The organism is Pseudorhodobacter sp. W20_MBD10_FR17 (assembly GCF_052119765.1).
Taxonomy (GTDB): Bacteria; Pseudomonadota; Alphaproteobacteria; order Rhodobacterales; family Rhodobacteraceae; genus Pseudorhodobacter.
Genome location: NZ_JBGQOQ010000008.1, coordinates 1 through 22,162, shown reverse-complemented (window position 1 = coordinate 22,162; position 22,162 = coordinate 1). Strand labels below are relative to the sequence as shown.

20 protein-coding genes are annotated in these 22,162 nt (G+C 59.0%); 8 read left to right on the top strand and 12 right to left on the bottom strand.

Annotated elements, in window-relative coordinates; all coding sequences use genetic code 11:
- Window positions 1-85 precede the first annotated feature (85 nt).
- From ACEN2J_RS07150 to ACEN2J_RS07125, 6 genes are all read right to left on the bottom strand, one after another.
- Window positions 86-928, bottom strand: a complete 843-nt coding sequence (locus tag ACEN2J_RS07150; protein WP_442104475.1) for a trypsin-like serine peptidase — start codon at window positions 926-928, stop codon at window positions 86-88.
- Complete coding sequence (locus ACEN2J_RS07145; protein ID WP_442104703.1) at window positions 925-1,707, bottom strand: trypsin-like serine peptidase; 783 nt, start codon at window positions 1,705-1,707, stop codon at window positions 925-927. Before ACEN2J_RS07145 ends, ACEN2J_RS07150 begins: the two co-directional genes overlap by 4 nt.
- Before the next feature lie 114 nt (window positions 1,708-1,821).
- Complete coding sequence (glcF, locus tag ACEN2J_RS07140; protein ID WP_442104474.1) at window positions 1,822-3,108, bottom strand: glycolate oxidase subunit GlcF; 1,287 nt, start codon at window positions 3,106-3,108, stop codon at window positions 1,822-1,824.
- A gap of 1 nt (window position 3,109) precedes the next feature.
- Window positions 3,110-3,415, bottom strand: a complete 306-nt coding sequence (locus tag ACEN2J_RS07135) for a hypothetical protein (protein WP_442104472.1) — start codon at window positions 3,413-3,415, stop codon at window positions 3,110-3,112.
- Between the two features lie 3 nt (window positions 3,416-3,418).
- On the bottom strand, window positions 3,419-4,528 hold the full coding sequence (gene glcE, locus ACEN2J_RS07130) for a glycolate oxidase subunit GlcE (protein WP_442104470.1): 1,110 nt from the start codon (window positions 4,526-4,528) through the stop codon (window positions 3,419-3,421).
- A gap of 106 nt (window positions 4,529-4,634) precedes the next feature.
- Window positions 4,635-6,068: an FAD-linked oxidase C-terminal domain-containing protein gene (locus ACEN2J_RS07125; RefSeq protein WP_442104468.1), complete on the bottom strand. Its 1,434-nt coding sequence runs from the start codon at window positions 6,066-6,068 to the stop codon at window positions 4,635-4,637.
- Window positions 6,069-6,232: 164 nt separating this feature from the next.
- Between ACEN2J_RS07125 and ACEN2J_RS07120 the strand changes: the two genes are divergently transcribed.
- Both ACEN2J_RS07120 and ACEN2J_RS07115 read left to right on the top strand, forming a co-directional pair.
- On the top strand, window positions 6,233-6,925 hold the full coding sequence (locus ACEN2J_RS07120; RefSeq protein ID WP_442104466.1) for a DUF599 domain-containing protein: 693 nt from the start codon (window positions 6,233-6,235) through the stop codon (window positions 6,923-6,925).
- Window positions 6,926-6,961: 36 nt separating this feature from the next.
- Window positions 6,962-7,315 carry a hypothetical protein gene (locus ACEN2J_RS07115; RefSeq protein WP_442104464.1) on the top strand — a complete coding sequence of 118 codons (354 nt, stop codon included), beginning with the start codon at window positions 6,962-6,964 and terminating at the stop codon, window positions 7,313-7,315.
- Window positions 7,316-7,341: 26 nt separating this feature from the next.
- Here the strand turns inward: ACEN2J_RS07115 and ACEN2J_RS07110 are convergent, their stop codons facing one another.
- The 4 genes from ACEN2J_RS07110 to ACEN2J_RS07095 are packed head-to-tail and all read right to left on the bottom strand — an operon-like array spanning window position 7,342 to window position 14,085.
- On the bottom strand, window positions 7,342-9,417 hold the full coding sequence (locus tag ACEN2J_RS07110) for a hypothetical protein (protein WP_442104462.1): 2,076 nt from the start codon (window positions 9,415-9,417) through the stop codon (window positions 7,342-7,344).
- On the bottom strand, window positions 9,414-12,197 hold the full coding sequence (locus ACEN2J_RS07105; RefSeq protein ID WP_442104460.1) for a DUF4159 domain-containing protein: 2,784 nt from the start codon (window positions 12,195-12,197) through the stop codon (window positions 9,414-9,416). The genes ACEN2J_RS07110 and ACEN2J_RS07105 overlap by 4 nt, the downstream gene beginning before the upstream one ends.
- Complete coding sequence (locus ACEN2J_RS07100; protein WP_442104458.1) at window positions 12,197-13,078, bottom strand: DUF58 domain-containing protein; 882 nt, start codon at window positions 13,076-13,078, stop codon at window positions 12,197-12,199. The genes ACEN2J_RS07105 and ACEN2J_RS07100 overlap by 1 nt, the downstream gene beginning before the upstream one ends.
- Window positions 13,075-14,085 (bottom strand): AAA family ATPase, encoded by a 1,011-nt coding sequence (locus ACEN2J_RS07095; RefSeq protein WP_442104456.1) that lies wholly within the window; start codon window positions 14,083-14,085, stop codon window positions 13,075-13,077. Before ACEN2J_RS07095 ends, ACEN2J_RS07100 begins: the two co-directional genes overlap by 4 nt.
- A gap of 85 nt (window positions 14,086-14,170) precedes the next feature.
- On the opposite strand from ACEN2J_RS07095, the gene ACEN2J_RS07090 reads away from it, so the two are divergent.
- The 5 genes from ACEN2J_RS07090 to polA all read left to right on the top strand — a co-directional run bounded on the left by ACEN2J_RS07090 (window position 14,171) and on the right by polA (window position 19,039).
- Window positions 14,171-14,749, top strand: coding sequence for a DUF1285 domain-containing protein (locus tag ACEN2J_RS07090; protein WP_442104701.1), 579 nt, complete (start codon window positions 14,171-14,173; stop codon window positions 14,747-14,749).
- A gap of 155 nt (window positions 14,750-14,904) precedes the next feature.
- Window positions 14,905-15,129, top strand: coding sequence for a DUF2798 domain-containing protein (locus ACEN2J_RS07085; protein WP_442104454.1), 225 nt, complete (start codon window positions 14,905-14,907; stop codon window positions 15,127-15,129).
- Window positions 15,130-15,313: 184 nt separating this feature from the next.
- A complete protein-coding gene (locus ACEN2J_RS07080) occupies window positions 15,314-15,496 on the top strand; it encodes a zinc-finger domain-containing protein (protein WP_442104452.1) in 183 nt (60 codons plus the stop codon).
- A gap of 4 nt (window positions 15,497-15,500) precedes the next feature.
- The gene (locus tag ACEN2J_RS07075; protein ID WP_442104450.1) at window positions 15,501-16,181 is read left to right on the top strand and encodes a TIGR02117 family protein; all 681 of its coding nucleotides are present in this window, start codon (window positions 15,501-15,503) and stop codon (window positions 16,179-16,181) included.
- Between the two features lie 71 nt (window positions 16,182-16,252).
- Window positions 16,253-19,039, top strand: a complete 2,787-nt coding sequence (gene polA / locus ACEN2J_RS07070) for a DNA polymerase I (RefSeq protein ID WP_442104448.1) — start codon at window positions 16,253-16,255, stop codon at window positions 19,037-19,039.
- A 118-nt stretch (window positions 19,040-19,157) separates the two neighbouring features.
- Here the strand turns inward: polA and ACEN2J_RS07065 are convergent, their stop codons facing one another.
- Window positions 19,158-19,535 carry a histidine triad nucleotide-binding protein gene (locus ACEN2J_RS07065; protein WP_442104445.1) on the bottom strand — a complete coding sequence of 126 codons (378 nt, stop codon included), beginning with the start codon at window positions 19,533-19,535 and terminating at the stop codon, window positions 19,158-19,160.
- Between the two features lie 3 nt (window positions 19,536-19,538).
- The gene (locus tag ACEN2J_RS07060) at window positions 19,539-21,116 is read right to left on the bottom strand and encodes a DUF5928 domain-containing protein (protein ID WP_442104443.1); all 1,578 of its coding nucleotides are present in this window, start codon (window positions 21,114-21,116) and stop codon (window positions 19,539-19,541) included.
- 148 nt (window positions 21,117-21,264) lie between these two features.
- On the opposite strand from ACEN2J_RS07060, the gene ACEN2J_RS07055 reads away from it, so the two are divergent.
- Window positions 21,265-22,083 carry a sulfotransferase family protein gene (locus tag ACEN2J_RS07055; protein WP_442104441.1) on the top strand — a complete coding sequence of 273 codons (819 nt, stop codon included), beginning with the start codon at window positions 21,265-21,267 and terminating at the stop codon, window positions 22,081-22,083.
- Window positions 22,084-22,162: the final 79 nt, after the last annotated feature.

Below are 22,162 nucleotides of genomic sequence, written 5' to 3'. Positions count from 1 at the left end.
TGGACGGGCCGATTGGGATTGACCGGGCCCAATTTTGGCACCCGGTAGATTAGATTTGGGGAAGGAATGCACAGGTTTCAAGAGCCTAGGGCGAGGTTTGCCGCGCCTTGACAAACCGCGCGCCGGTCGTGTTTTTATCGCCACCATTCAGGCCAATCCGGCGGATCTGGGCGCGCGGCGCATCGCCTTTGGCCAGAACCACGCCTTTGCCGGTGCGCAGCGCGTTTTTCAGATCGGAAACCAGATCAGGCAATTGCATACAATATGACACCGCCCCTTCCGCATCGCGGTAGCCCGAGGAAATGATGGACACAATCTTGGCGCGGCCGTTCGACAGATCAAACACCGGTGCCCCCGAGGAGCCGTGATCAACATCGCAATCAAAGGCCAAAAGTGCGCCAGACCGGCCCTTGATGCTGCACGCGCGTTGCCATGACAGCGTATCGGCACGGTCGCGGGCATAGGACACAACGCTGATATCAGAATTGGCACCGGGGGTGGCCACAGCAAAGGGTGCAGCGCGGCCTGCGGGAATGGGCTCGGCCAGTTCCAGCAAGGCGACATCATGGGCAATACTGTCGGTATTTATAGCGGTAAAGGGGGTGTAATCTGGGTGGGCGACCGCGCGGCGCACCCAAGCGCTGGCGATAATTTTCTCATCATGCAAACCCGCGCGGAATTGGATCTGCGATGGCTCATAAGGCTGTTTTGTGCGGCTGTCAAAAAGGCAATGCGCCGCCGTCAGCACCAGATCGGGGGCAATCAGCGTACCGGTGCAAAAGGCAGCACCTGCCATATCAATGCGGCCCACGGCCTCCCACCCCAAAACCTGATCGCGGCGGCCCAGCGCCTCGAGGGTGGTTGCGGTTTGGCTCAACACTGGCTGCGCCACGGCAAGGCCGAGCAACAGAGCAAGACGTTTGATCATGGTTTTATAAACTTTGCGGTGCTGCCTGCGCCTGCCTCCATCGCACGCAATGACGGGTCGGATTTTTGGAACGGGCTGCTTTCGGCCTCAAGCGAGGCTTTTAGTGTTTGTAGCGGGCCTTGCAGGTTGGTGCCAAGGGCCACGGCCTCGCCACCATAATCGGCCTTGGACGAGACGACAGAAACCACCCGCGCCACGCCATCGCGGATCGAAAAGATCGGTGCGCCGGATGAGCCGAAATCAACGTTGCAAGACAGAACCAGCAGGCGCTCTTCTTGGTTCAAAACATGGCACACCTCTTGCAGGCTCGGCGCCTCCGAGCGGTCTTTGGCATAGGATACCACGCCGACAGCATCACCTTTATGCGGGGTCAGGTCGGTCTCAAACGGGGTGATCGAGACCATGCGAATGGGTTGATCCAATTCTAACAGCGCTAGATCATAGGACACGCGGGTCAGCTTGTCGCCGCCGCCATAGACATATTCCGGATGTGCCACAGCATGTTTCACGCCGCGATAAGCGGCCGCGCGACCGTTGCGCCAACCGGCCAAAAACTCAATATCTTTGGGGTTTATGCGCACGCCGGTTTTGGAATCAAACAGGCAATGCGCCGCCGTCAGCACCAGATTTGGCGCAATCAACGCCCCGGTACAAAAGCTGCGTTTGCCCATATTCAAGCGGCCCACCGCATCCCAGCCACGGATTTCATCACCTGTATCAAGACGTTGCAGCGCAGATTCCTGGGCACTGACCACGCTAAGCTGCGCAAAAACCATCATCACGCAAAGAACCGCGCGGGATAGGATAGTATGAACAGCCATAACCCCTCCGAATATCTTACCCATGGCGATAGGGGCGCTTTGCGGCAGATTTATGTCTGCTACGGCGGCCAGTTAACCATTCAAGGCAGCAGGCTTTGGCCCGCCTGTCGCCCAATCCAGCAATTCCACCGTATGCACAATGGGAATTTGCGTACCCGACCCGATTTGCATCATGCAACCGATATTGCCTGCGGCGATGATATCGGGGGTTTTCGCCTCCAATGTTTGGACCTTGCGCGCCTTAAGCTGTTGGCTGATTTCAGGTTGCAGCAGGTTATAGGTGCCTGCCGACCCGCAGCACAGATGGCTGTCGGCGGGTTCAAGCACAGTAAAGCCTGCACGTTTCAGCAAGTCTTTGGGATAGGTCTTTATTTGCTGGCCATGTTGCAGGCTGCACGCGGCGTGATAGGCGACTTTGATGCCCTTATCCGCGCCTTCGGGCAGGCCAATTTTGACCAGAAGTTCAGAAATATCCATCGTGATGCCTGATATTTCGACCGCATCAGCCGCCAGGGGGTCATTGCGAAACATATGGCCGTAATCCTTGACCGTCGTGCCACAGCCCGAGGTATTGATGACCACTGCATCCAAGCCGCCCGCGCGTTTCTCGGCCATCCAAGCATTGATATTGGCGGCCGCCGAGGCATGCGATTGATCGGCCTTGCCCATGTGATGGGTCAGCGCGCCGCAACAGCCCATCCCGCGTGCCACAACCACCTCACACCCCAAACGGCGCAAAATACGGATAGTCGCGTCATTGATATCGGTGTTCAGCGCCTTTTGCGCGCAGCCGGTCATCAGGGCCACACGAAACTTGCGTTCCCCTTGTGGCGCGAAACTTTGCGGGTCGTCATTGCGGCTAACGGGGGGAATGGTTTTCGGTGCCATTTCCAGCATCGCCCGCAACCGCGCATCGGGCATAAGGAACGCAAAAGGCCGTCCGAGTTTCGCCCCCAGCAGCGCAAGCCGAAACTGTGTCGGGTGCGGGATAATCTGCGCCAGGGTCCAGCGCAGCAATCGGTCCATCAGCGGGCGCTTGTAGGTTTTCTCAATATACTCACGTGCGTTATCAACCAGATGCATGTAATGCACACCACTTGGGCAGGTCGTCATACAGGCAAGGCACGACAGGCAGCGGTCGATATGCTTGACCGTCTTGGCATCGGCGGGCCGCCCCTTTTCCAGCATATCCTTGATCAGGTAAATCCGGCCGCGCGGGCTGTCCAGCTCATCCCCCAGCACTTGGTAGGTCGGGCAGGTCGCGGTGCAAAACCCGCAATGGACGCAGGTGCGCAAAATCTCGTTGGCACGCGCGGTGGCTGGGTCTTTCAGCTGCTCGGGGGTGAATGTGGTTTGCATCTTAGGCTCCGAAGCTGAACATGATCGCGGCGAGGGCTGCCAAGGGCAGCGCCCCAAGCAAGGCGAGATAGTGGGCGGGTGCAAGGCGCGGTCCTGCCAACCACCGCAGGGCTTGCGCCACGGCCGCCAGCCCTGCCCCCGCCAGCGCAACCATCAACAGGTTGCCCAAATTTGGGGCCGCAAAATGAGCCGCTGCAATCAACGCCCCCGCCACGCCCAAGCCAATCGCGGCAGGCATCCCTTTGGGCAAAACGGCCAGCGACAGGTAAATCACCAAAGGCAGGCCAAGAACTAACAAACTGGTCATGGCCTATCCCATCAAACCGGGGTTCAAAATGCCCCTCGGGTCAAATTTGGCCCGCAGGCCTGCAGTCAACGCGGCAATCGCTGGCGCCTCAGGCTGAAAGGCCGGAACCGTGGCACATCCGGCATCTGCCCGCATCAATGTGGCATGCCCGCCGATCTGCCCGATTAAGCCGCGCACATCCAAGGGCTCCTCAACCCGCGCCCAAATCAGGCCACCGCCCCAATCGCACACCGTTTGTGCCGTACCCAAGCCCGTCAAAACCTGCGGCATATCCGATGGTTTGACCGAGATCCGCCACACGGCCCCCAGCTGGCCCGCAAAGGCCTGTACATCGCGAATTGCAACCCACAATGCGGCACTCGGCCCTGCCTCAACCACGTCCCAGCCTGCCCCCAGCAGCTTCGCCAAGGCACCGATGCGGTAGGCAACCGACCCTGCCATCCCTTCAATCCGCAGCCGAACCTGGCCACCAACATACGCCGCCCCCGTCACCTCAAAGGGCGACCCCAGCGCTTGCGACATGGCCCGTACCGCCGCCACTGGGTCCAGCACGTCACAGATCAGCGTCGCCTCCACCTCGGGCCGCGGCAGCACCTTAAACGCCACCTCGCTCAGCACGCCCAAGCAGCCATGACTGCCCGCCATCAGCTTAACCAAATCATAGCCGGTCACGTTTTTCATCACCCGACCGCCGTTCTTTATAACAGTTCCAGCACCATCGACGAACCGCACCCCGATCAAGCTATCGCGACACGCCCCCGCCTGAATGCGCCTTGGCCCCGAGGCATTCGCAGCGACCACACCACCAATCGTAGATACACCTTCACGCCCCAAAAGCCTGCGCAAATCCGGCACCTCAAACGGCAACCGCTGCCCGCCCTTCGCCAACTCGGCCTCCACCTCGGCAAGCGGCGTCCCCGCCCCTGCCACAATGGTCAAAGCCCCCGGCTCATACAATGAAATGCCCGACAAGCCCGCCGTTTCCAAAACAACGCCCGCAGGCGCAGGCCCAATCGCCCGAGTCCCACCGCCCACAATCCGCAACGCCCCCCCCACATCACGGGCCGCATCACGGATCGCTTCGGCCAGTTCCAACTCATTGGCAGGTTTCATACCCTCTGCCCTTTCTTTTCGGCAAAAATATCCTCGGGGGGTCTGGGGGGCAGAAAGCCCCCCAGCTTTTGTCTTGGGTCTGGGGGTGGAAAACACGCGACACTCATCAAACCGCGCGGCGGCTGGCGGTAATATCCAACGGAAACACCTTAGCAGGGTTCAACAACCATTTCGGGTCAAACACATCTTTCACCCACAATTGCGCCTCCATATCCTGCGCCGCAAATTGCACCTTCATCAAATCACGCTTTTCAATGCCCACGCCGTGCTCACCGGTCAGGCAGCCGCCCACCTCGACGCACAGCTTCAGCACCTCCGCACCGAACGCCTCGCACAGCTCCAGATCGCCGGGCTTGTTGGCATCAAACAAGATCAGAGGGTGCATGTTGCCATCACCTGCGTGGAACACATTGGCCACATCCAGCCCGTACTCCTTGCTCATCTCACCAATCCGGCGCAGCACATAAGGCAGGGATGACACTGGAATAGTACCATCCAAACACATGTAATCGTTGATATTCCCCATCGCGCCAAAGGCCGATTTGCGGCCCAACCAAATGCGCTTGGCTTGGTCTTCATCCGCCGCCTCACGCAGCTCGACAGGGTTGTGCCGCTTTGCGATCTCGATGATCAGCGCCAGTTGCTCGTCAATCTCGGCCTTTGATCCCTCAACCTCGACAATCAGCAGCGCCTCGCACATCGGATAGCCCGCCTTGGCAAAGACCTCGGTTGCCTCAATACACGGGCGGTCCATAAACTCGATCGCGACCGGCAGAATACCGGCTTTGATGATGTCCGACACGCATTCGCCTGCGACCTCATTGCTATCAAAGCCCATCAGCACAGGCCGCGCACCTTCGGGTTTCGCCAAAATCCGCAGGGTGGCCTCGGTCACCACGCCAAGCTGCCCCTCCGACCCGCAAATCACACCTAGTAAATCCAACCCCGCAGGGTCCAGATGTGCGCCGCCGATTTCCAGCACGGTGCCATCCATCTGTACTAAGGTCACGCCCAGCAGATTGTTCGTCGTCACCCCATATTTCAAACAATGCGCCCCGCCCGAGTTCATGGCGATATTACCCGCAATGGCGCAGGCGAGCTGGCTTGACGGGTCGGGCGCATAGAAAAACCCGTCACTTTCAACCGCCCCCGTAACGCTTAGGTTGGTCCGCCCTGATTGCACGCGGATAAAGCGGTTGGGGTAATCGGTCTCAATCACGCCGTTCATGCGCGCTACGCCGAGAATTACACAATCGCCCGTGGGCAAAGCACCACCGGCAAGCGAGGTGCCCGATCCGCGCGGCACAACCGGCACGCCCATCCGGTGGCAAATCCGCAGCACATCCGATACCTCGGCCGTTGTACGCGGCAGCACTGCAACCAGTGGCGGGCAGCGATAGGCCGTCAGCGCATCGCATTCATAAGCACGCACCTCGGCCTCATCAAAGATCACGGCATCTTTTGGCAACACCTCTAGCAGCGCGGCCACGATGGCCGGTTTACGCGCAACGATACCCGCATCAATCTTTGGCATTTCCATAGGCTAGCCCCTCCCGCCCAAGCAACTGGTAAACTTATATAACCAATACGACCACCGATCAAGCATTCCTTTGCCGGCCCGAATGAATGCCTTTCACGCAGTGGCCGTTTCAGGCTATGCCCGATCTTACGCGCATTTCAACAGACAGGCCTAGAAAAATGATCATGCCCCAAATGCTTTCTGCTTTTAGCCCTTGGGATCTGGCGGCGGTTGCGCTGTTGCTTGTCAGCGCTGTTTTCATTGACTGGATTGTTGAGCATCCGCCCGCCGCGCGCCCCTCGGTGACTGTGCTAATGATGCAATACCGGCGCGATTGGATGGCACAGTTTGTCACCCGCCAACCGCGTATTTTTGATGCAACGGTGGTCGATAGTTTGCGCCAAGGCACGGCGTTTTTCGCCTCGGCCTGCATGATTACGCTGGGCGGCGGCATCGCGGTGATCGGCAACCGAGAGCGCCTGGATATGCTGGCGGCCGATCTGACGCTGGACGCGCAAGGCGTGGTCTTGGAGCTGAAAGTCGGCCTTGTGCTGCTGTTTGTCGCCGATGCTTTGCTGAAATTCGTCTGGGCGCACCGGTTGTTTGGCTATTGCACCATCATGATGGCGGCCGTCCCGAATGAGACCGAGCATCCCGACGCCTATACCCGCGCCGCCGATGCCGCCGAAATCAACATCACCGCCGCGCGCAGTTTCAACAAAGGTCTGCGGTCGATCTATTTCGCGTTGGGGGCGTTGGGCTGGCTTTTGGGGGCTTGGGGGCTACTCGCTACAGTCATCATCACCATTTCGGTTCTGATGCGGCGCGAGTTTTTCAGCACCTCACGGGCGGTTATCCTCCACCGCACGCACCCGTGATTTCCCCCACATGCGCGGGTGTGGCAGGGTGTAGGAATGAAATATATCCTTGCCCTTTTGGCCCTCATGGCCGGCCCCGCCTTCGCCGACCCACCCGCAATTGAAAACGCCGTCGCCACGCGGTCTGGCAAAGCATGGCAGTTTGAGGTGACATTACGCCACCCCGATACGGGGTGGGAGCATTATGCCGACGCGTGGGAAGTTTTGTCGCCCGAGGGTGAGCGCTTAGGCCTGCGGCTTTTGACCCACCCGCATGAGGATGAGCAGCCGTTCACAAGGTCTTTGGCTGGGGTCGAGATACCTGCGGGCACAGAATACGTGATGATCCGCGCCCGCTGTTTGGTCGATGGCTGGGCTGGCGATCAGGTGCGCGTGACTTTGACCGAGTAAAAACCGCCACACCGAATGGCCCGCGTTCAGGGCTGCATCGGCTTGCGGCCCTTGCGCCCTTCGACCAACCACGCCGCCAGTGCAAACCCAGCCGCCAGTAGCAACCAGACCCACGCAGGTAGCAATGCCGCCACGCGAATATCTTGGGTCAGATACGCGCCGCGCGGGGTGATCCCGATCCAGCCGCGCCCTGCGGCCACGCGCCCCTCGGCCACGGTACGAATATCGGGCGCACCGTCTTCCAACTTTAAGATGCCGCCGCGCATCGGCGTGACAACAGGTTCCAGTTTGTCGCCACTGGCAATGGTTTCCTCAAACTCTTTGGGCGCAGAGGGGCCAAGCGCCATCACGGTGGAAAGCGTGCCTTGCGTCAGTTTGTACAGCCCCATTTCGGGCGCGTCCCAGCCTGCCGAATAGCGGCCCGGTGCTATTTCGGGAAGGGCCAGTTCGGTTTGCGTGCCATCGGGCGCGGTAATCGTGACCGGCCCCGGCGCGTCACCAATGGTGCGGCGCGTCACGGTCAGCTTTTGCCCTGCAGCCGAGGCGACAAGCGCCTCTTCCTCAAGGTCAGGCTCTTTCATCATCCAATGCGCAAGGCGGCGCAACAGTTCCAACTGCGGCCCGCCGCCCTCAAACCCCCTGCCCCACAGCCACATTTGATCAGAGCCAAGCACCGCAATCCGGCCTTGTTCCACGCGGTCCAGCACCAGCAACGGCTGGCCGTCGATGCCCGACATCACCGCCTGCCCCGATGTCTGCACCAGCCCGATTTGGCGAAACCAGCGGCCCCAACCGCCTTGCGGTGCCAGCTTTTCCAGCCCTTCGGTTACAGGGTGGCGTTTGCCCAGCTCGGTCAATTCAGGCCGGAAACCCTGCTCATACACACGGCTTGTCGCCTCAACCGGCATGATTTCCCCCAAGGGCGACCGCCACAGGCTTTCGGCCGAGCCAAATTCGGGCCCAGCTGCGACCAAAACCGTGCCACCACGTTTCACATAATCACGCACGCTGTTCAGATAAGACGTGGGCAAAATGCCGCGCAGGCGGTAACGGTCAAAGATAATCAGGTCGAATTCATCAATCTTTTCAACAAAGAGTTCCCGCGTTGGAAAGGCGATCAGCGACAGTTCCGACACGGGGATACCGTCTTGCTTTTCCGGCGGGCGCAAAATGGTGAAATGCACAAGGTCAACCGACGGGTCCGATTTCAACAGGTTGCGCCAAACGCGTTCGCCCGCGTGCGGCTCACCCGACACCAGCAACACGCGCAGCCGGTCGCGCACACCGTTAATCTGCACCACAGCGGCATTGTTGCGGTCGGTCAACTCGCCCTCATTTACTGCGACCTGAAATTGCAGCACGTTCATGCCGCCGTGTGGCAAGGTAACGGGCAGGTCCAGATCCTCGCCCACCGGCACGCGGTAAGATTGCGGTTCACCGCCATCAATTGCGATTGACACCACCGCCGAACCTGCGACGCCCGCAGGCACAGCGCCTTGGTCATCAATCCTCAGTGTCAAGGTGACTGCTTCGCCCAAAATCGCAAAGGCTGGGGCGTTTTTTATAATCAGGCGGCGATCCCAATCCGTGGCCTCCCCCGCAAGCAACACATGCAAAGGCGCGGGCAGGTTCGGGGCCAGCGGCATATCATGCGCTTGGCCGTCGGTGATCAAAATCGCGCCTGCAATGCGGGCGCGGGGTTCTTCGGCCAGTGCCTCGGACAGCGCGGTCATCAGCTGGGTGCCACTGTCGCCGTCACCGTCGCCCACCCGCACAATGCGCAATTCGGTATTCGGCAGGTCTGCGATTTCGGCCTGCACACGCGCCAGTGCCGCCAATGATTGCGCAGGGCGGTTGCCGATGCGCTGGCTGGCGCTGTCATCCACCACAGCGATCACGATATCCGACAACGGCTCGCGGTCTTCGCGCTGGATTGATGGGTTGGCGATGGCCGCCAGCAAGGCAAGCACCCCCAGCCCGCGCAAAGACCAGCCCGACAACCCGCGCCAGAGGCCAAAGCCCACAATCACGAACGCCGCCAGCGCCAGCGGGTAAAGCGCTAGCATCGGGATCAGCGGATCAAGGATCAAGGTGCCGGTCATTGCCCCAACCTTTCCAACAAGGCAGGCACATGGACCTGATCGGATTTATAGTTGCCCGTCAGCACATGCATGATCAGGTTAATGCCAAACCGCGTGGCAATTTCGCGCTGACGCTCACCCGTATAGCCGCGCCCGATGGGGAACATCGCGTTGCCGTTACTATCCAGCGCCCACGCCGCCGCCCAATCATTTGCGCCAATCACCACCGGCGTCACGCCGTCATTGAGGTTGCGAAACGGCATTCCCTCGGCCAGTTCGGCATCTGGCGGGGCCGCCTCAACCCACAGATCGCGCTGGGTATAGCGGCCCGGAAAGTCTTGGAGCAGGTAAAAACTGCGGGTCAGCACATGGTCTTCGGGCAAAATTTCCAGCGGCGGGATATCAAGCGGCGCGGCCAGCAGTTGCAGTTTGCGCGCTTGCGGGGTTTGGCCTGTGCCCGCGATATCACCATCGCGGGTATCGAACAAAATCATTCCGCCCGTGCGCAGATAGCGGTTCAGTTTGCTGTAGGCCGCGGCCGAGGGGCTGGGCTGATCCATCGTGATGGGCCAATAGAGGAAGGGGAAAAACAGTAGCTCGTCGGATTCGAGGTTCACCGAAAGCGGCGCTTCGGGTTCAATCGTGGTGCGTTCAAACAGCCGTTGCCCAAGCCCGCGCAGGCCGGCCTCGGACACAGTATCAACCTTGGCATCACCGGTCAGGATATACCCGAGACGCACCGCCGAGGTCGCCTCAATCGCACGCGCATCTTGGGCCGCACTTTGGGCAGGCGTCTCCTGGGCGCGCAGCACGTCAGGTGACAGCAGCGCAAGACCTAGCAACAAAACAGCCGTATTGCGCAGCCCACCAAGCAGACGCCCCGACAACGCAAGGGCGGCCAAAACATCGAGCAGCAAAAGCGACAAAGCGGTGGTCAGCGCCGTGCCCTTCAAGGCCTGTTCGGCTTGCACATCCAACCCTTCGCGCGTGACTGACGCAGGCCAAACCGGCGCGGCAAGGGTCGTATCGGCGGTGATCACATTCAACGCAATGCGGCGATCATCACCCGCATACAGCCCCGGCGGCAGTTTTGCCGAGGGACCACTGGCCAAACCCGCCGCTAAATCAGCACCGTCTACGCCCGCAACATCACCCGCATTGCCCATCGTACCAAAGGCGTTCAGCGCCACTTGCGGCACCCAAATCTGGCCTTCCAGATCGGCTGCATCGGGGCTGGCGGGGCGGGTCGACACGGCCAAGCGTTCCAACATTTGCACGAACAGACCCGACAGCGGCAGGGTAGACCATTCCGCATTGGCGGTGACGTGGAACAGCACCACCTGCCCCTGCCCCACGGCTTTGCGCGTGACCAAAGGCGTGCCATCGGCCAGCGCTGCAATCGTGCGGTTGGCAAGGTCGGGGTCGGGTTGCGCCAGAACTTGGGCGGTTACGGTCACATCATCCGCGATCGGCAAGCCGTAAAATGGCGAGCCCTCGGCAAAAGAAGCCAGCGCTTTTGGCTCGCCCCAACTCATCGCGCCGCCGACATTGCGGCCACCGATGCGCAGGCGGACAGGCATAAGCGGGTCCTCACTATCGCGGCTGACCTCGGACGCGGCAAGGCGCGGTCCGGCAAAGCGCAGCAGCAATCCGCCCTTATCGAGCCAATCCAAGATCGCATCGTTCTCAGCGGGCGAGAGCGTGGCGACATCGGCCAGTACAATCACATCAGGATTTGCCAGCACAACATCGTTCAGGCTGCCGTCAATCAGCTCGGCCACGGGGTCCAGCGCTTGGCGCAGGTAGTGGGTGGGGGCCAAAAGTTGCAAGCCTTCGGCACTGCGGCTGCCGGAAATAAGCGCCACTTTGCGGCGTTTCAGGCTGTCATCGGTCAGGGTCACAGCGCCCGCCGAACGGATGCCTGCAATTTCAAAGCGGTTGATGCGGTTTCGCAATTCGGGCGGCAAAGACAGCGCGGTCTCGGCCTCGGCCTGCCCCGCCGCAAAGGTCACGGCCACGCGGGCGAGTTCACGCTCAATCCCTGCGGGGTCGAGGCCGCGGGCCGATATTTCGATGTCCGTTTGATCGCTGGCAGGCAAGCGGGTCGCGGCAAGCTGTATCACGCCATCGGCAAATTGCGCGGGGCGCAGGGCGATCACGGGGCGCGGGCTTTCAAACACCGTGACCGCGCCATGCGATTGCAAGGCGGTCAGCAGGCCTGCGCGGGCCGGGCTATCAACGCCGTCCGACAACCAAAAGCTGGAAAAGTCGCCCGAAGGCAGGCTGTTAGACCAACCTGCGAAATCAGGCGTCCATGCGTTGGGCGTAACACCGCCCATAAATGGGCCAAGCGCGTTGGCGGCTTGAAAAACCGGCTCGGTTGGCGCTTCAGTCAGTCGAATAAGGGCCACGGGGCGGCCTGCGCGGCCAGCTTCCTCGATCAGCGCGGTGGCGCGATCAACACGCCGCGCCCAGTCGCGGGCATCGGCCCAAGAGCTATCCATCAGCACCAACAGCGGCCCTGTTTGTGTTGCATCACGTTCTGCAGGGTTCAGCACCGGTCCAGCAAAGCCGATAATCGCGGCGGCAAGGGCCGTCATACGAAGCAGTAACAGCCACCACGGGGTTTTATCGGCCTCGGCCTCGGCATCCTTTAGGCCCAGCAGCAGCGCCACCCCCGGAAAGCGGCGGCAGATTGGCGCGGGCGGCACAGCACGCAGCAGCAGCCACAGCACCGGCAATGCGACCAGCCCCAGCAGCAGCAGCGGCGCGGTAAAACCAATGGGCCCAAGCATAAACATCAGCGCCCCCGTTCCATGGCAGCAAACAACCACAACAGCGCCGATTGCGCCGATTGGCCTGTATGGTGGCAGAGGTAGTGCCAGCCCGATGCCCGGGCAAGGGTTTCCAGCCGCGCCTTGCGCTCGGCCAAACGGTCAAGGTAACGGGCGCGCAAATCGCCAGCACGCAGAGTTTCATGGCGAAATGTGCCGCCCATCGATTCAAATATCGTGCGGCCATCAAAGGGAAAGTCTTCCTCGGCCGGATCAAGGATTTGCACCAAAGCCCCTTGAACACCGCGATCCGAGGCCATGCCCAGCGCGGTTTCAACCTGTTCAGGATCACCCAGAAAATCCGAGAAAAACACCGCGCGGCTGTGGCTGGTCAGGTTGGCCACCTCGGGCGTGCCGTATTCGGGACGATCGGCCGCCGCCGCCATGCCTTGGGCCAAATGCAGCAGTTGCGCGCGGCCCGAACGTGGGCGCGCGGCATCACCCGTTAGGCCAACACGCTCCCCCCCGCGCAGCAGCAAGACCGAAAGCGCCAGCGCCAGAAGCTGGGCACGGTCGGATTTTGTGGCACGGGTGGCATCGCCGGAAAATTGCAATGAACGCGCAGGATCGACCCAAAGCGACACAGTTTGTGCCGCCTGCCATTCGCGTTCGCGCACGAAATGCTGGTCAGACTGCGCCGATCTACGCCAATCGATCTGCGCCGCGCTATCGCCGGAATGGGCGGGGCGGTATTGCCAAAACTCATCACCCATACCCGCACGGCGGCGGCCATGGTCACCCAAAATCACGGTCGCGGCCAAATGCTCGGCCTGCGCCAAAAGTGCGGGCAACGATTCGCCCAAGCCTTCGGCACGCGAGCGCAGATCTATAGGTGACGTTTGGGTCACGCTGCGGCCTCGAGCCCCAAAGTGCGGCTGACGGTGGCGTCGATCAATCCGGCAAGGCTTTCACCCCGTGCGCGGGCGGCAAAGGACAGCGCCATGCGGTGGATAAGGACGGGCCGCGCCAAAGCGGCGACATCGGCAACAGAAGGTGCAAGGCGTCCGTCAAGCAAGGCCTGCGCCCGCACGGTCAGCATCAACGCCTGTGCCGCGCGTGGCCCCGGCCCCCAAGACAACTGCCCCCGCAGGGCCGCGCCTTCGGGTTCATCCGGCCGGCACGCGCGCACGAGGTCTAGGATAGCCTCAACCACCTGCTCGCCCACCGGCATCCGGCGCAGCACCGATTGCGCGGCGAGCAGTTCTTGGGCGGTAAAGACGCCATGGACCTGCGCCTCGTCTGCGCCCGTGGTGGCCAGCAAAATATCACGCTCGGTCGCGCGGTCGGGGTAATGCACGTCGATCTGCACGAGGAAGCGGTCGAGCTGGGCCTCGGGCAGCGGATAGGTACCCTCTTGCTCAATCGGGTTTTGGGTGGCGAGGACGTGGAAAGGCGACCCAAGGGGGCGGTGTTTGCCTGCAATGGTCACTTCACGTTCCTGCATAGCTTGCAGCAGGGCCGATTGGGTCCGCGGGCTGGCGCGGTTAATTTCATCCGCCATAAGCAGTTGGCAGAAAATCGGACCCTCGATAAAGCGGAAGGCGCGGGTGCTGTCGCCACTGTCCAGCACCTCGGAGCCCAGAATATCGGCAGGCATCAAGTCGGGGGTGAACTGAATACGGTTGCCATGCAGGCCCATTACGGTAGACAACGTGTCGATCAGCCGGGTCTTGCCAAGGCCGGGCAGCCCCACCAGCAGAGCATGACCACCGCAAAGCATCGACGCCAGCACAAGGTCGACCACCCTATCCTGACCAATGAACCGCTGGTTGATCGAGTGCTTGGCGGCTTTCAGCTTTTCGCCAAGCGACTCAATTTCGGTGACCAATTGCGCGGCATCTGTTGTGTTGGGCATGACATTCCTCGGGCACAGGTTATATTGGGGCTATTAGAACGATTTATGGCGCCGGGCACAAATGGCAAAAGCGGCGAAAGGACAATTGATTGTGAAACCAACGGCAGAAGGTGTGATGAAGGCGGCCCAAGCGGCAGGCAAAGGTGCGGGGCCAGCGCCTGTGCACCTGTGGAACCCACCGTTTTGTGGTGATCTGGATATAAGGATCGCGCGGGATGGAACGTGGTTTTACCTTGGCACGCCAATTGGCCGGCCTGCGCTGGTTAAGCTGTTTTCCAATATTTTGAAGCTGGAGGATGGCAAGTATTTCCTGGTGACCCCTGCCGAAAAGGTAGGAATCGTTGTGGATGACGCGCCCTTTGTGGCGGTGGATTTTACGGTGGAAGGCGCGGCGGATGCGCAAGTTTTGACCTTTGAAACCCAAGTGGGCGACAAAGCTATTGCAGGCGCGAAACACCCAATCCGTGTGACGCGCGATACGGAGAGCGGCGAACCTGCGCCTTATGTCATGGTCCGCGCGGGGCTTGAGGCGCTGATCGATCGCAAGTCTTTTTACCGACTGGTAGAGCTTGGCGTGCATCGGCCGCATGACGGCACTCAATGGTTTGGCCTTTGGTCTGGCGGGCAGTTTTTCCCTTTCATTCCATCGGCCGATTTGGTGTGAACGGGTGCGGGGGCTGTCTGCCCCCCTGGCCTACCCTGGCCTTGCGGCCATTCCCCCCAAGGATATTTTTGAAAAGATGATACGAGACCAGCAGAAATATTGCATATGGACGCCAAGAAAGCGCTAAGTCAGCAGCGACAATGAAGGAGGACTGAATGATTCCCGTACGATTTGCACCAATCCTCTTTGGCCTAATTCTGTCTGGGGTAATGTCCGCTATGGTATCAGGCATTGCCACTTGGCGCGCGGTTGGGATGCACAACGAGTTTGGCACCCATTGGCTTGGCGCTTGGTTGCTGGGGTGGTCCGTTGCCTTTCCCGCAGTATTGATCGTGGCCCCTGTCACACGGCGCATTGTTGCACGGCTAACCCGCGCATAATCGCCGCGCTTTGAAAAAGCGCGGCACGGCCCAACCTTGAGGCGCCTTTTGCCTTTGGCAAAAGGCAACGAATGGCGGGAGAAGCCCCTTGCTGCCCGTGAAGGTTTAATCGGCCACACCCTTGCAGCACCCAACTGTATCGCTATCATGGCCGCAAAGACTATTTCTCAGAAAGATAAGAAGCATGACTGCACCTGCACCAGAAACCCGCATCATCTCACAATGGAAAATCGCCTGTGATGGCGATGGTCCCGCACTGGGGCACCCCCGCGTATGGCTGACGATTCCGCATGAGACCGGATTTGTAGAATGCGGGTATTGTGACCGCCGCTACATCCACGAAAGCATGGCAGCAACGGTAAAGTAAGCCGATGCGCCGTTGGTGGCTGTGGGCGGCGACTGTCGCCTTGATGCTGCCGCTTGCGTATTTGGCCACGGGCCTTGCAGGCGGGCTATGGCTGACAGGGCCGTCGCGCGTGCTGGCCCCGCGTGACCCGCTTGGTTTCCAAACCGGCTTAATCGCCGGGCCTATTCATTATGATCTGATGATTCCCTTGCAAGGCGATATTGGCCAGCGTTTTGGCTTTGCGACGACAGCGGGGCTGCCTTTGTCACATCCGGCGGCCGAGTGGCTTTTGGTTGGCTGGGGGGCCAAAGACTTCTACACTTCGACAGCAACCCTTTCGGATATGCAGGCTGCAACCGTTTGGCAGGCAGCAACGGGCGACAGCTCGGTGATGCGATTGGATGTTTTGGGCCATATTGAACCTGCAACGGGCATCACATTCGTAACCGTAAGCCGCACGGAATTATACCACCTCACCTCGGCCATTCTGGATAGCTTTACCCAGACGACGCCTTTGCCGCTTGCAGGCTTTACCGCGACCGATGCATTCTTTCCGGCCAAAGGGCGATTTAACCTGTTCAACACCTGCAACGTTTGGGTTGGCCAGATACTGCGCGCCGCTGGGCTGCCCTTTGGCCGTTGGACACCCTTTCCGCAATCGATCCGCCTGTCGCTTGACGCCGCAAACTTGGTCCATGCTCGCTAACCGTTGCATTCCACAGGTAGACCCCCGCGCCCGTCCATGCGATGAAAGGCAAAACGCGGGGAGACTTTGATATGAGCGAGACATTCGGCAAAGGCCACCATCTGCACCTGATCGACGGGTCGGCCTATATCTTTCGCGCCTATCACGCGCTGCCGCCGCTGACGCGCAAATCAGATGGCTTGCCGGTGGGTGCTGTTGCCGGATTTTGCAACATTTTGTTCCGCTATCTTGAGGGCAATAAAACCGGCGATGCACCGACGCACGTCGCTGTTATCTTTGACCATTCGTCAAAAACCTTTCGCAATGACATCTACCCAGACTACAAAGCCAACCGCCCCGAATTACCCGAAGATTTGCGTCCGCAATTCCCGCTAACCCGCGATGCCACCCGCGCCTTTAACATCGCCTGCATTGAGACCGAAGGGTTTGAGGCCGATGACATTATCGCCACCCTGTCGTGCCATGCCCGTGATGCCGGTGGTCGGGTGACGATCATCTCGTCCGACAAAGACCTGATGCAGCTGGTCGGTGATGGCGTGGGCATGCTGGACCCGATGAAAAACAAGCTGATCGGCCCGGATGAGGTGTTTGAAAAATTTGGCGTTGCCCCCAACCGCGTGGTTGATGTGCAATCACTGGCGGGGGACGCTGTCGATAACGTGCCGGGCGCGCCGGGAATCGGGATTAAAACCGCCGCCTTGCTGATCCAGGAATATGGCGACCTTGAAACCCTGCTGGACCGCGCGGGTGAGATTAAGCAACCCAAGCGCCGCGAAACCCTGCAAAACAACGCAGATCAAATCCGCATTTCCAAGCGCCTCGTGCAGCTTGACTGCGAAACCCCGCTGGATTTCACGCTGGAAAGCCTTGTCGTGCGCGAACCACTTGCCGATGATTTACTTGCGTTCCTGAACCAAATGGAGTTTCGCACGCTAACCAAGCGCGTGGCCGACAGCCTGAAAGTCGCGCCCCCCGCAGCCCCCGACGTGGCTGCGACCGAAGACGCCGTCGCCCTGCCCTTTGACTATGCAAAATATGAAAACGTCAGCGATGAGGCCGCGTTGCAAATCTGGATCGACCGCATCTATGCGCGCGGCCATGTCGCCGTCGATACCGAAACCACCAGTCTTGATGAAATGCGCGCCGAACTGGTGGGGATTTCGCTATGCGTTGAGGCGGGCCAAGCCTGCTACATCCCGCTGGGCCATAAACAAGGCGGCGGCGATCTGTTCGGCTCCTCGGATCTGACCGATGGGCAACTGCCACTTACCACAGCACTCGATATGCTGCGCCCGATGCTGCAGGATGCCAGCATTCTGAAAATCGGCCAGAACATGAAATATGACGCCAAAATCTTTGCGCGTCAGGGTGTGAACGTCGCCACGATTGATGACACGATGCTGATGTCTTCGGCGCTAAATGCGGGCCTGCACAATCACGGCATGGACACGTTGGCCGATGCCTATCTGGGCCACACGCCGATCCCGATCAAATCACTGATTGGCACGGGCAAATCGCAAGTCACCTTTGATCTGGTTCCCGTGGATGAGGCCGTGAAATACGCCGCCGAGGATGCCGACATCACCCTGCGCCTGTGGCAGTTGTTCAAACCGCGCTTGCATACCAAGCAAGTCACCACAGTTTATGAAACGCTAGAGCGCCCCTTGGTGCCGGTACTGGCGCAAATGGAAATGGCGGGCGTGCAGGTTGACCGCGACACCCTGTCGCGCATGTCCAACGCCTTTGCGCAAAAAATGGCGGGGCTGGAGGATGAAATTCAAACCATGGCAGGCCGCCCGTTCAATGTAGGCTCGCCCAAACAACTGGGCGAAATCCTGTTCGATGAGCTGGCCCTGCCCGGTGGCACCAAAGGCAAAACCGGTGCTTATGCAACCGGCGCCGATATCCTCGAAGACTTGGCGACTGAGCATAAGCTGCCCGGCCTCGTCCTTGATTGGCGGCAATTGGCCAAGCTGAAATCGACCTACACGGATGCTCTGCAGACCCATATCAACCCTGAAACCGGTCGCGTTCACACCTCATATTCGCTGGTTGGCGCCGTCACGGGGCGGCTGTCGTCAACCGACCCGAACCTGCAAAACATCCCTGTCCGCTCGGACGAAGGCCGCCGCATCCGAGAGGCCTTTGTCGCCCCCAAAGACCGCGTGATCGTCAGCCTCGACTATAGCCAGATTGAGCTGCGCATCCTTGCCCATGTCGCCGATATTCCGGCGTTGAAACAAGCATTTAAGGATGGCATCGACATTCACGCCATGACCGCGTCTGAAATGTTCGGCGTGCCGGTAGAAGGCATGGACCCGATGATCCGCCGCCAAGCCAAGGCGATCAACTTTGGCGTCATCTACGGCATTTCCGGCTTTGGCCTTGCCCGCAACCTGCGCATCCCACGCGCCGAGGCGCAGGGCTTTATCGACCGCTATTTTGAACGCTTCCCCGGCATCCGCGAATATATGGATGCCACCGTGCAATTCGCCAAAGATAATGGCTATGTCCAAACCCTGTTTGGCCGCAAAATCCACACGCCCGAGATCAACGCCAAAGGCCCCGCTGCGGGTTTTGCCAAACGCGCCGCGATCAACGCGCCGATCCAAGGCACCGCTGCCGATATCATCCGCCGCGCCATGATCCGTATGCCCGATGCCATCCGCGACATTGACGCCAAAATGCTGCTGCAAGTGCATGATGAGTTACTGTTCGAGGTGGCAACCGATGCCGTAGACCCGCTGATCAAAGCCGCCCGCGATATAATGGAAGGTGCCGCCGCCCCCGCCATCCACCTATCCGTCCCGATCACCGTCGATGCGGGCAAGGGCGCAAACTGGGCCGAGGCGCATTAACCGCGCCCCGCCCTCATCTGTTCAAAAATATCCCCGTGCGGCGCACGCCCGCGCGGCGAGCGCATAACACATCAGCGGCGCGCCCGCGCCTCATTTTAACAACGGCTAAGCGCCGATTTCAGGCCTTGGAAACCATCACGCCCATAGGCCGCCCGCCCAAGATGTGCAGGTGATAATGTGGCACCTCTTGCAACCCGTGTTCGCCCGCGTTGGTTATCGCGCGAAAGCCTGCGCCTGTGTCCAGTGACACCCCCGTCTGCTGGCAAACCTTGGCCGCCGCTCGGTGAAAATCAACCAGCTCGGCCTCTGACGCCTCTGCGGCGAAATGGTCAAAGCTGACATACGGCCCCTTCGGGATCACCAACACATGAACAGGTGCTGCGGGGTTGATGTCATGGAAAGCCAGCGTATGCTCGGTTTCCAAAACGGTCTTGTTAGGAATTTCACCACGCAGAATACGGGCAAAAATATTCATGTCATCATAAGTGTAGGGCATGTTTCAATCCACAAAGAGATGTTTGGTTTCCGCAATCTCGCGCGCTTTTTCGATAGTGATACCAAGAAATGCCGCCAAAGCCACGGCGTTTTCCGCAGGCTCGGCCGATTCACGCACCCGCGACAACCCACTGAAATCGGCGTCTCGTATATTGTCACTTTCAAATTTCACGTCATACCGAATGGTCGGCAACAACCGGTTGATCACCTCTTGCGGGGTGTGTTCCCCGGCAAGCCCCACACGGCGTGCGTGGCCCACCAAATAGGCGTCGCTAAAATCGCATTCGACCTCTAGCAAGCGCACCGTCGATCTATCAGCCACAAAATCCTGCATCAAATCGACATTGACCGGATCAATACACAGGATCAATGTGTTTGTACCCCAATAATCGAACAGCATCCGCACCAAGGCCCGCCGGTGCCGTGTGCGCTTTTCCAATGTGGATTGAATACCGCCAAGGTCGGGCAGCGGGGTTGAGGCCTCGTTGAACACATAATCAACGGTCGCAATACCCGTCACGGACCTGATCCGTTCAACCAACCGTTTGGCAACATGCCACTTCTTGCAAATGACCAACAGCAAGGTGCGTTCGCGGCCAAGGCTGCTTTCGGTTTCCCAAAACCGTGGGGCAAAGCGGCGCCCAATCCGGCCACGCCCTGTCAAAAACTGGAACAAGCTGCGGCCTTCGTTTGAAATCGGGAAATGCCTGCCGGTTTCGGCGTAAAGCTGGCCTAACCGCTTTTTTAACCCCGTCGCATCGGGCGAGATTTTGCGGGCAAACAGATAATCTTGGCTTAACAGCAAATCATAGTGATCATTATAAAAGGTGACCGGCATGCCATAATCGGTGAACATCAAAAACGTCAGCGACCGCGACTGAATTTCATGCTCCGGCACAAGATGGCGCACCAAGGTTTGAAAGAACGTCTCATCCGGAATCCAAGTTGTGCTAAAAAACCGGATCACATCGTGGCGCTTGTCGCAAAACTCTAACACCGCCTCGACAGTGCGGCGGCGCAGGCACCACCATTGGCTACCAATTTGAATTTGCAAATCGGCAGGCACTTTGCGCGCCAAGCCAACCCGCTCTTGCAACTGCATCGAGGCATAAAAGAGCGCTTTATGTGTGCGCTCATTGAACCAATGGCGATAAATCAGCCGCTCTTCCTTGATGCCCGTCTTGATCCAGTCTGACTTAAAGAAATCGAAACTTTCAATGTAGTCAACGTCGCTTTTATCCAACAGATCATGGGCAAATTCGGCGGTCTTAATCGGCATGCAGTCGCCTGACAGCATATAAAAATGAGTGGCACGCGGGAACGCCTCTACCGCAGCGCGTACGGCCAGCAATGTGCCTGCGACAAGGCTCCACGCGCCCCAACCGCATTTCAGCCGTTTGCGCGCGAATGTCACCGAAGGGTTAGACGACAGCGCCCCGCGAATAGCGTCAAAATCCCGCGCCTTTGCCCGTGCGTCAAAGTGAATAGAAACATAGTCGCCCCCCGCCGTCAGTCGCTCGGCCTGCGCAATAATGCCCTCTGGGTCCCTATGAGAAAGAAGAATGTAGGCGATTTTTGCCATTTTAGAAACTCTGAACCCTTTTATTCACCTATTGTTTTCTTAATTAGCTTTATCAGCCATTGAAATGACAGAGTTTCTTTGCTTTTTTGCAATGAAATCTCCCCAATCACCGGATAGGCGGTGTGCAGGGCTATGGAGGTAGAGATTTATGGGTTTTCCCGGTACATGGATGACGGAGAGCGAGAGCGTCATCTACCGTGTGGTTCCGAAATGCGCATGTTCGACCATTGGTCAGATTATGTACTATTCTGACCACGGGCAGTTTTTTGACGGCGATATACATGATTCGTCCAAAGGCCTGCACAAATGGGCACAAGACAATAGTCAGGCACTGATAGAACGCACTGTGAAGGCCCAACAAACCTATGCCTTTACCTGTGTCCGCAATCCCTACACCCGTGTTTTGTCATCGTTTTTTGATAAAATCTGCGGCATCCAACGCAATGGCAAACGCTATCGCGGTAACCTTGTCCCGCTGCTGATTCAGAAATATGGCATCGAGGTTGGTGGCGATGATGGCAAGCAAGAGTTTGACCAAATCAAAAGCTTTCGCCGCTTTTTGTTGTTCACCCGTGACACCATCCGTTGGCGCAAGCCGATGGAACCCGATATCCATTGGTCTGCCATGTCTGGCCATGTCGCGACCTTTGTTGCCAATGGCGGCCACTATGACAAAATTTGCTTTACGGAAAAGTTTAACGAAGGCATGGATGACGTCCTAAACCACATCCAAACGCCACATAAGGTGGACCTAAAGGCGATTCCAAAGTTCAACGAAAGCGAAGGCCACGGCCCCAAGCGCGCCCATCCGGTCGAAGATTATTTTGACGATTTGTCGATGCATCTGATCTGGGAAATCTACAAACGTGATTTCCAATTGTTCAAATATGACTATGACAACCCCGGCAATAAAATGCCCATCGGTGAAATCGATCTGGATGAGGTTCACGCAAAACTGGGGGATTAAAGCGAGCTATGACTGAATCTGGTGTTTGGGCGGTTTGAAGGTTGGCGGCGTATCTGGTTGATTTGTTGTTGCGAGACAG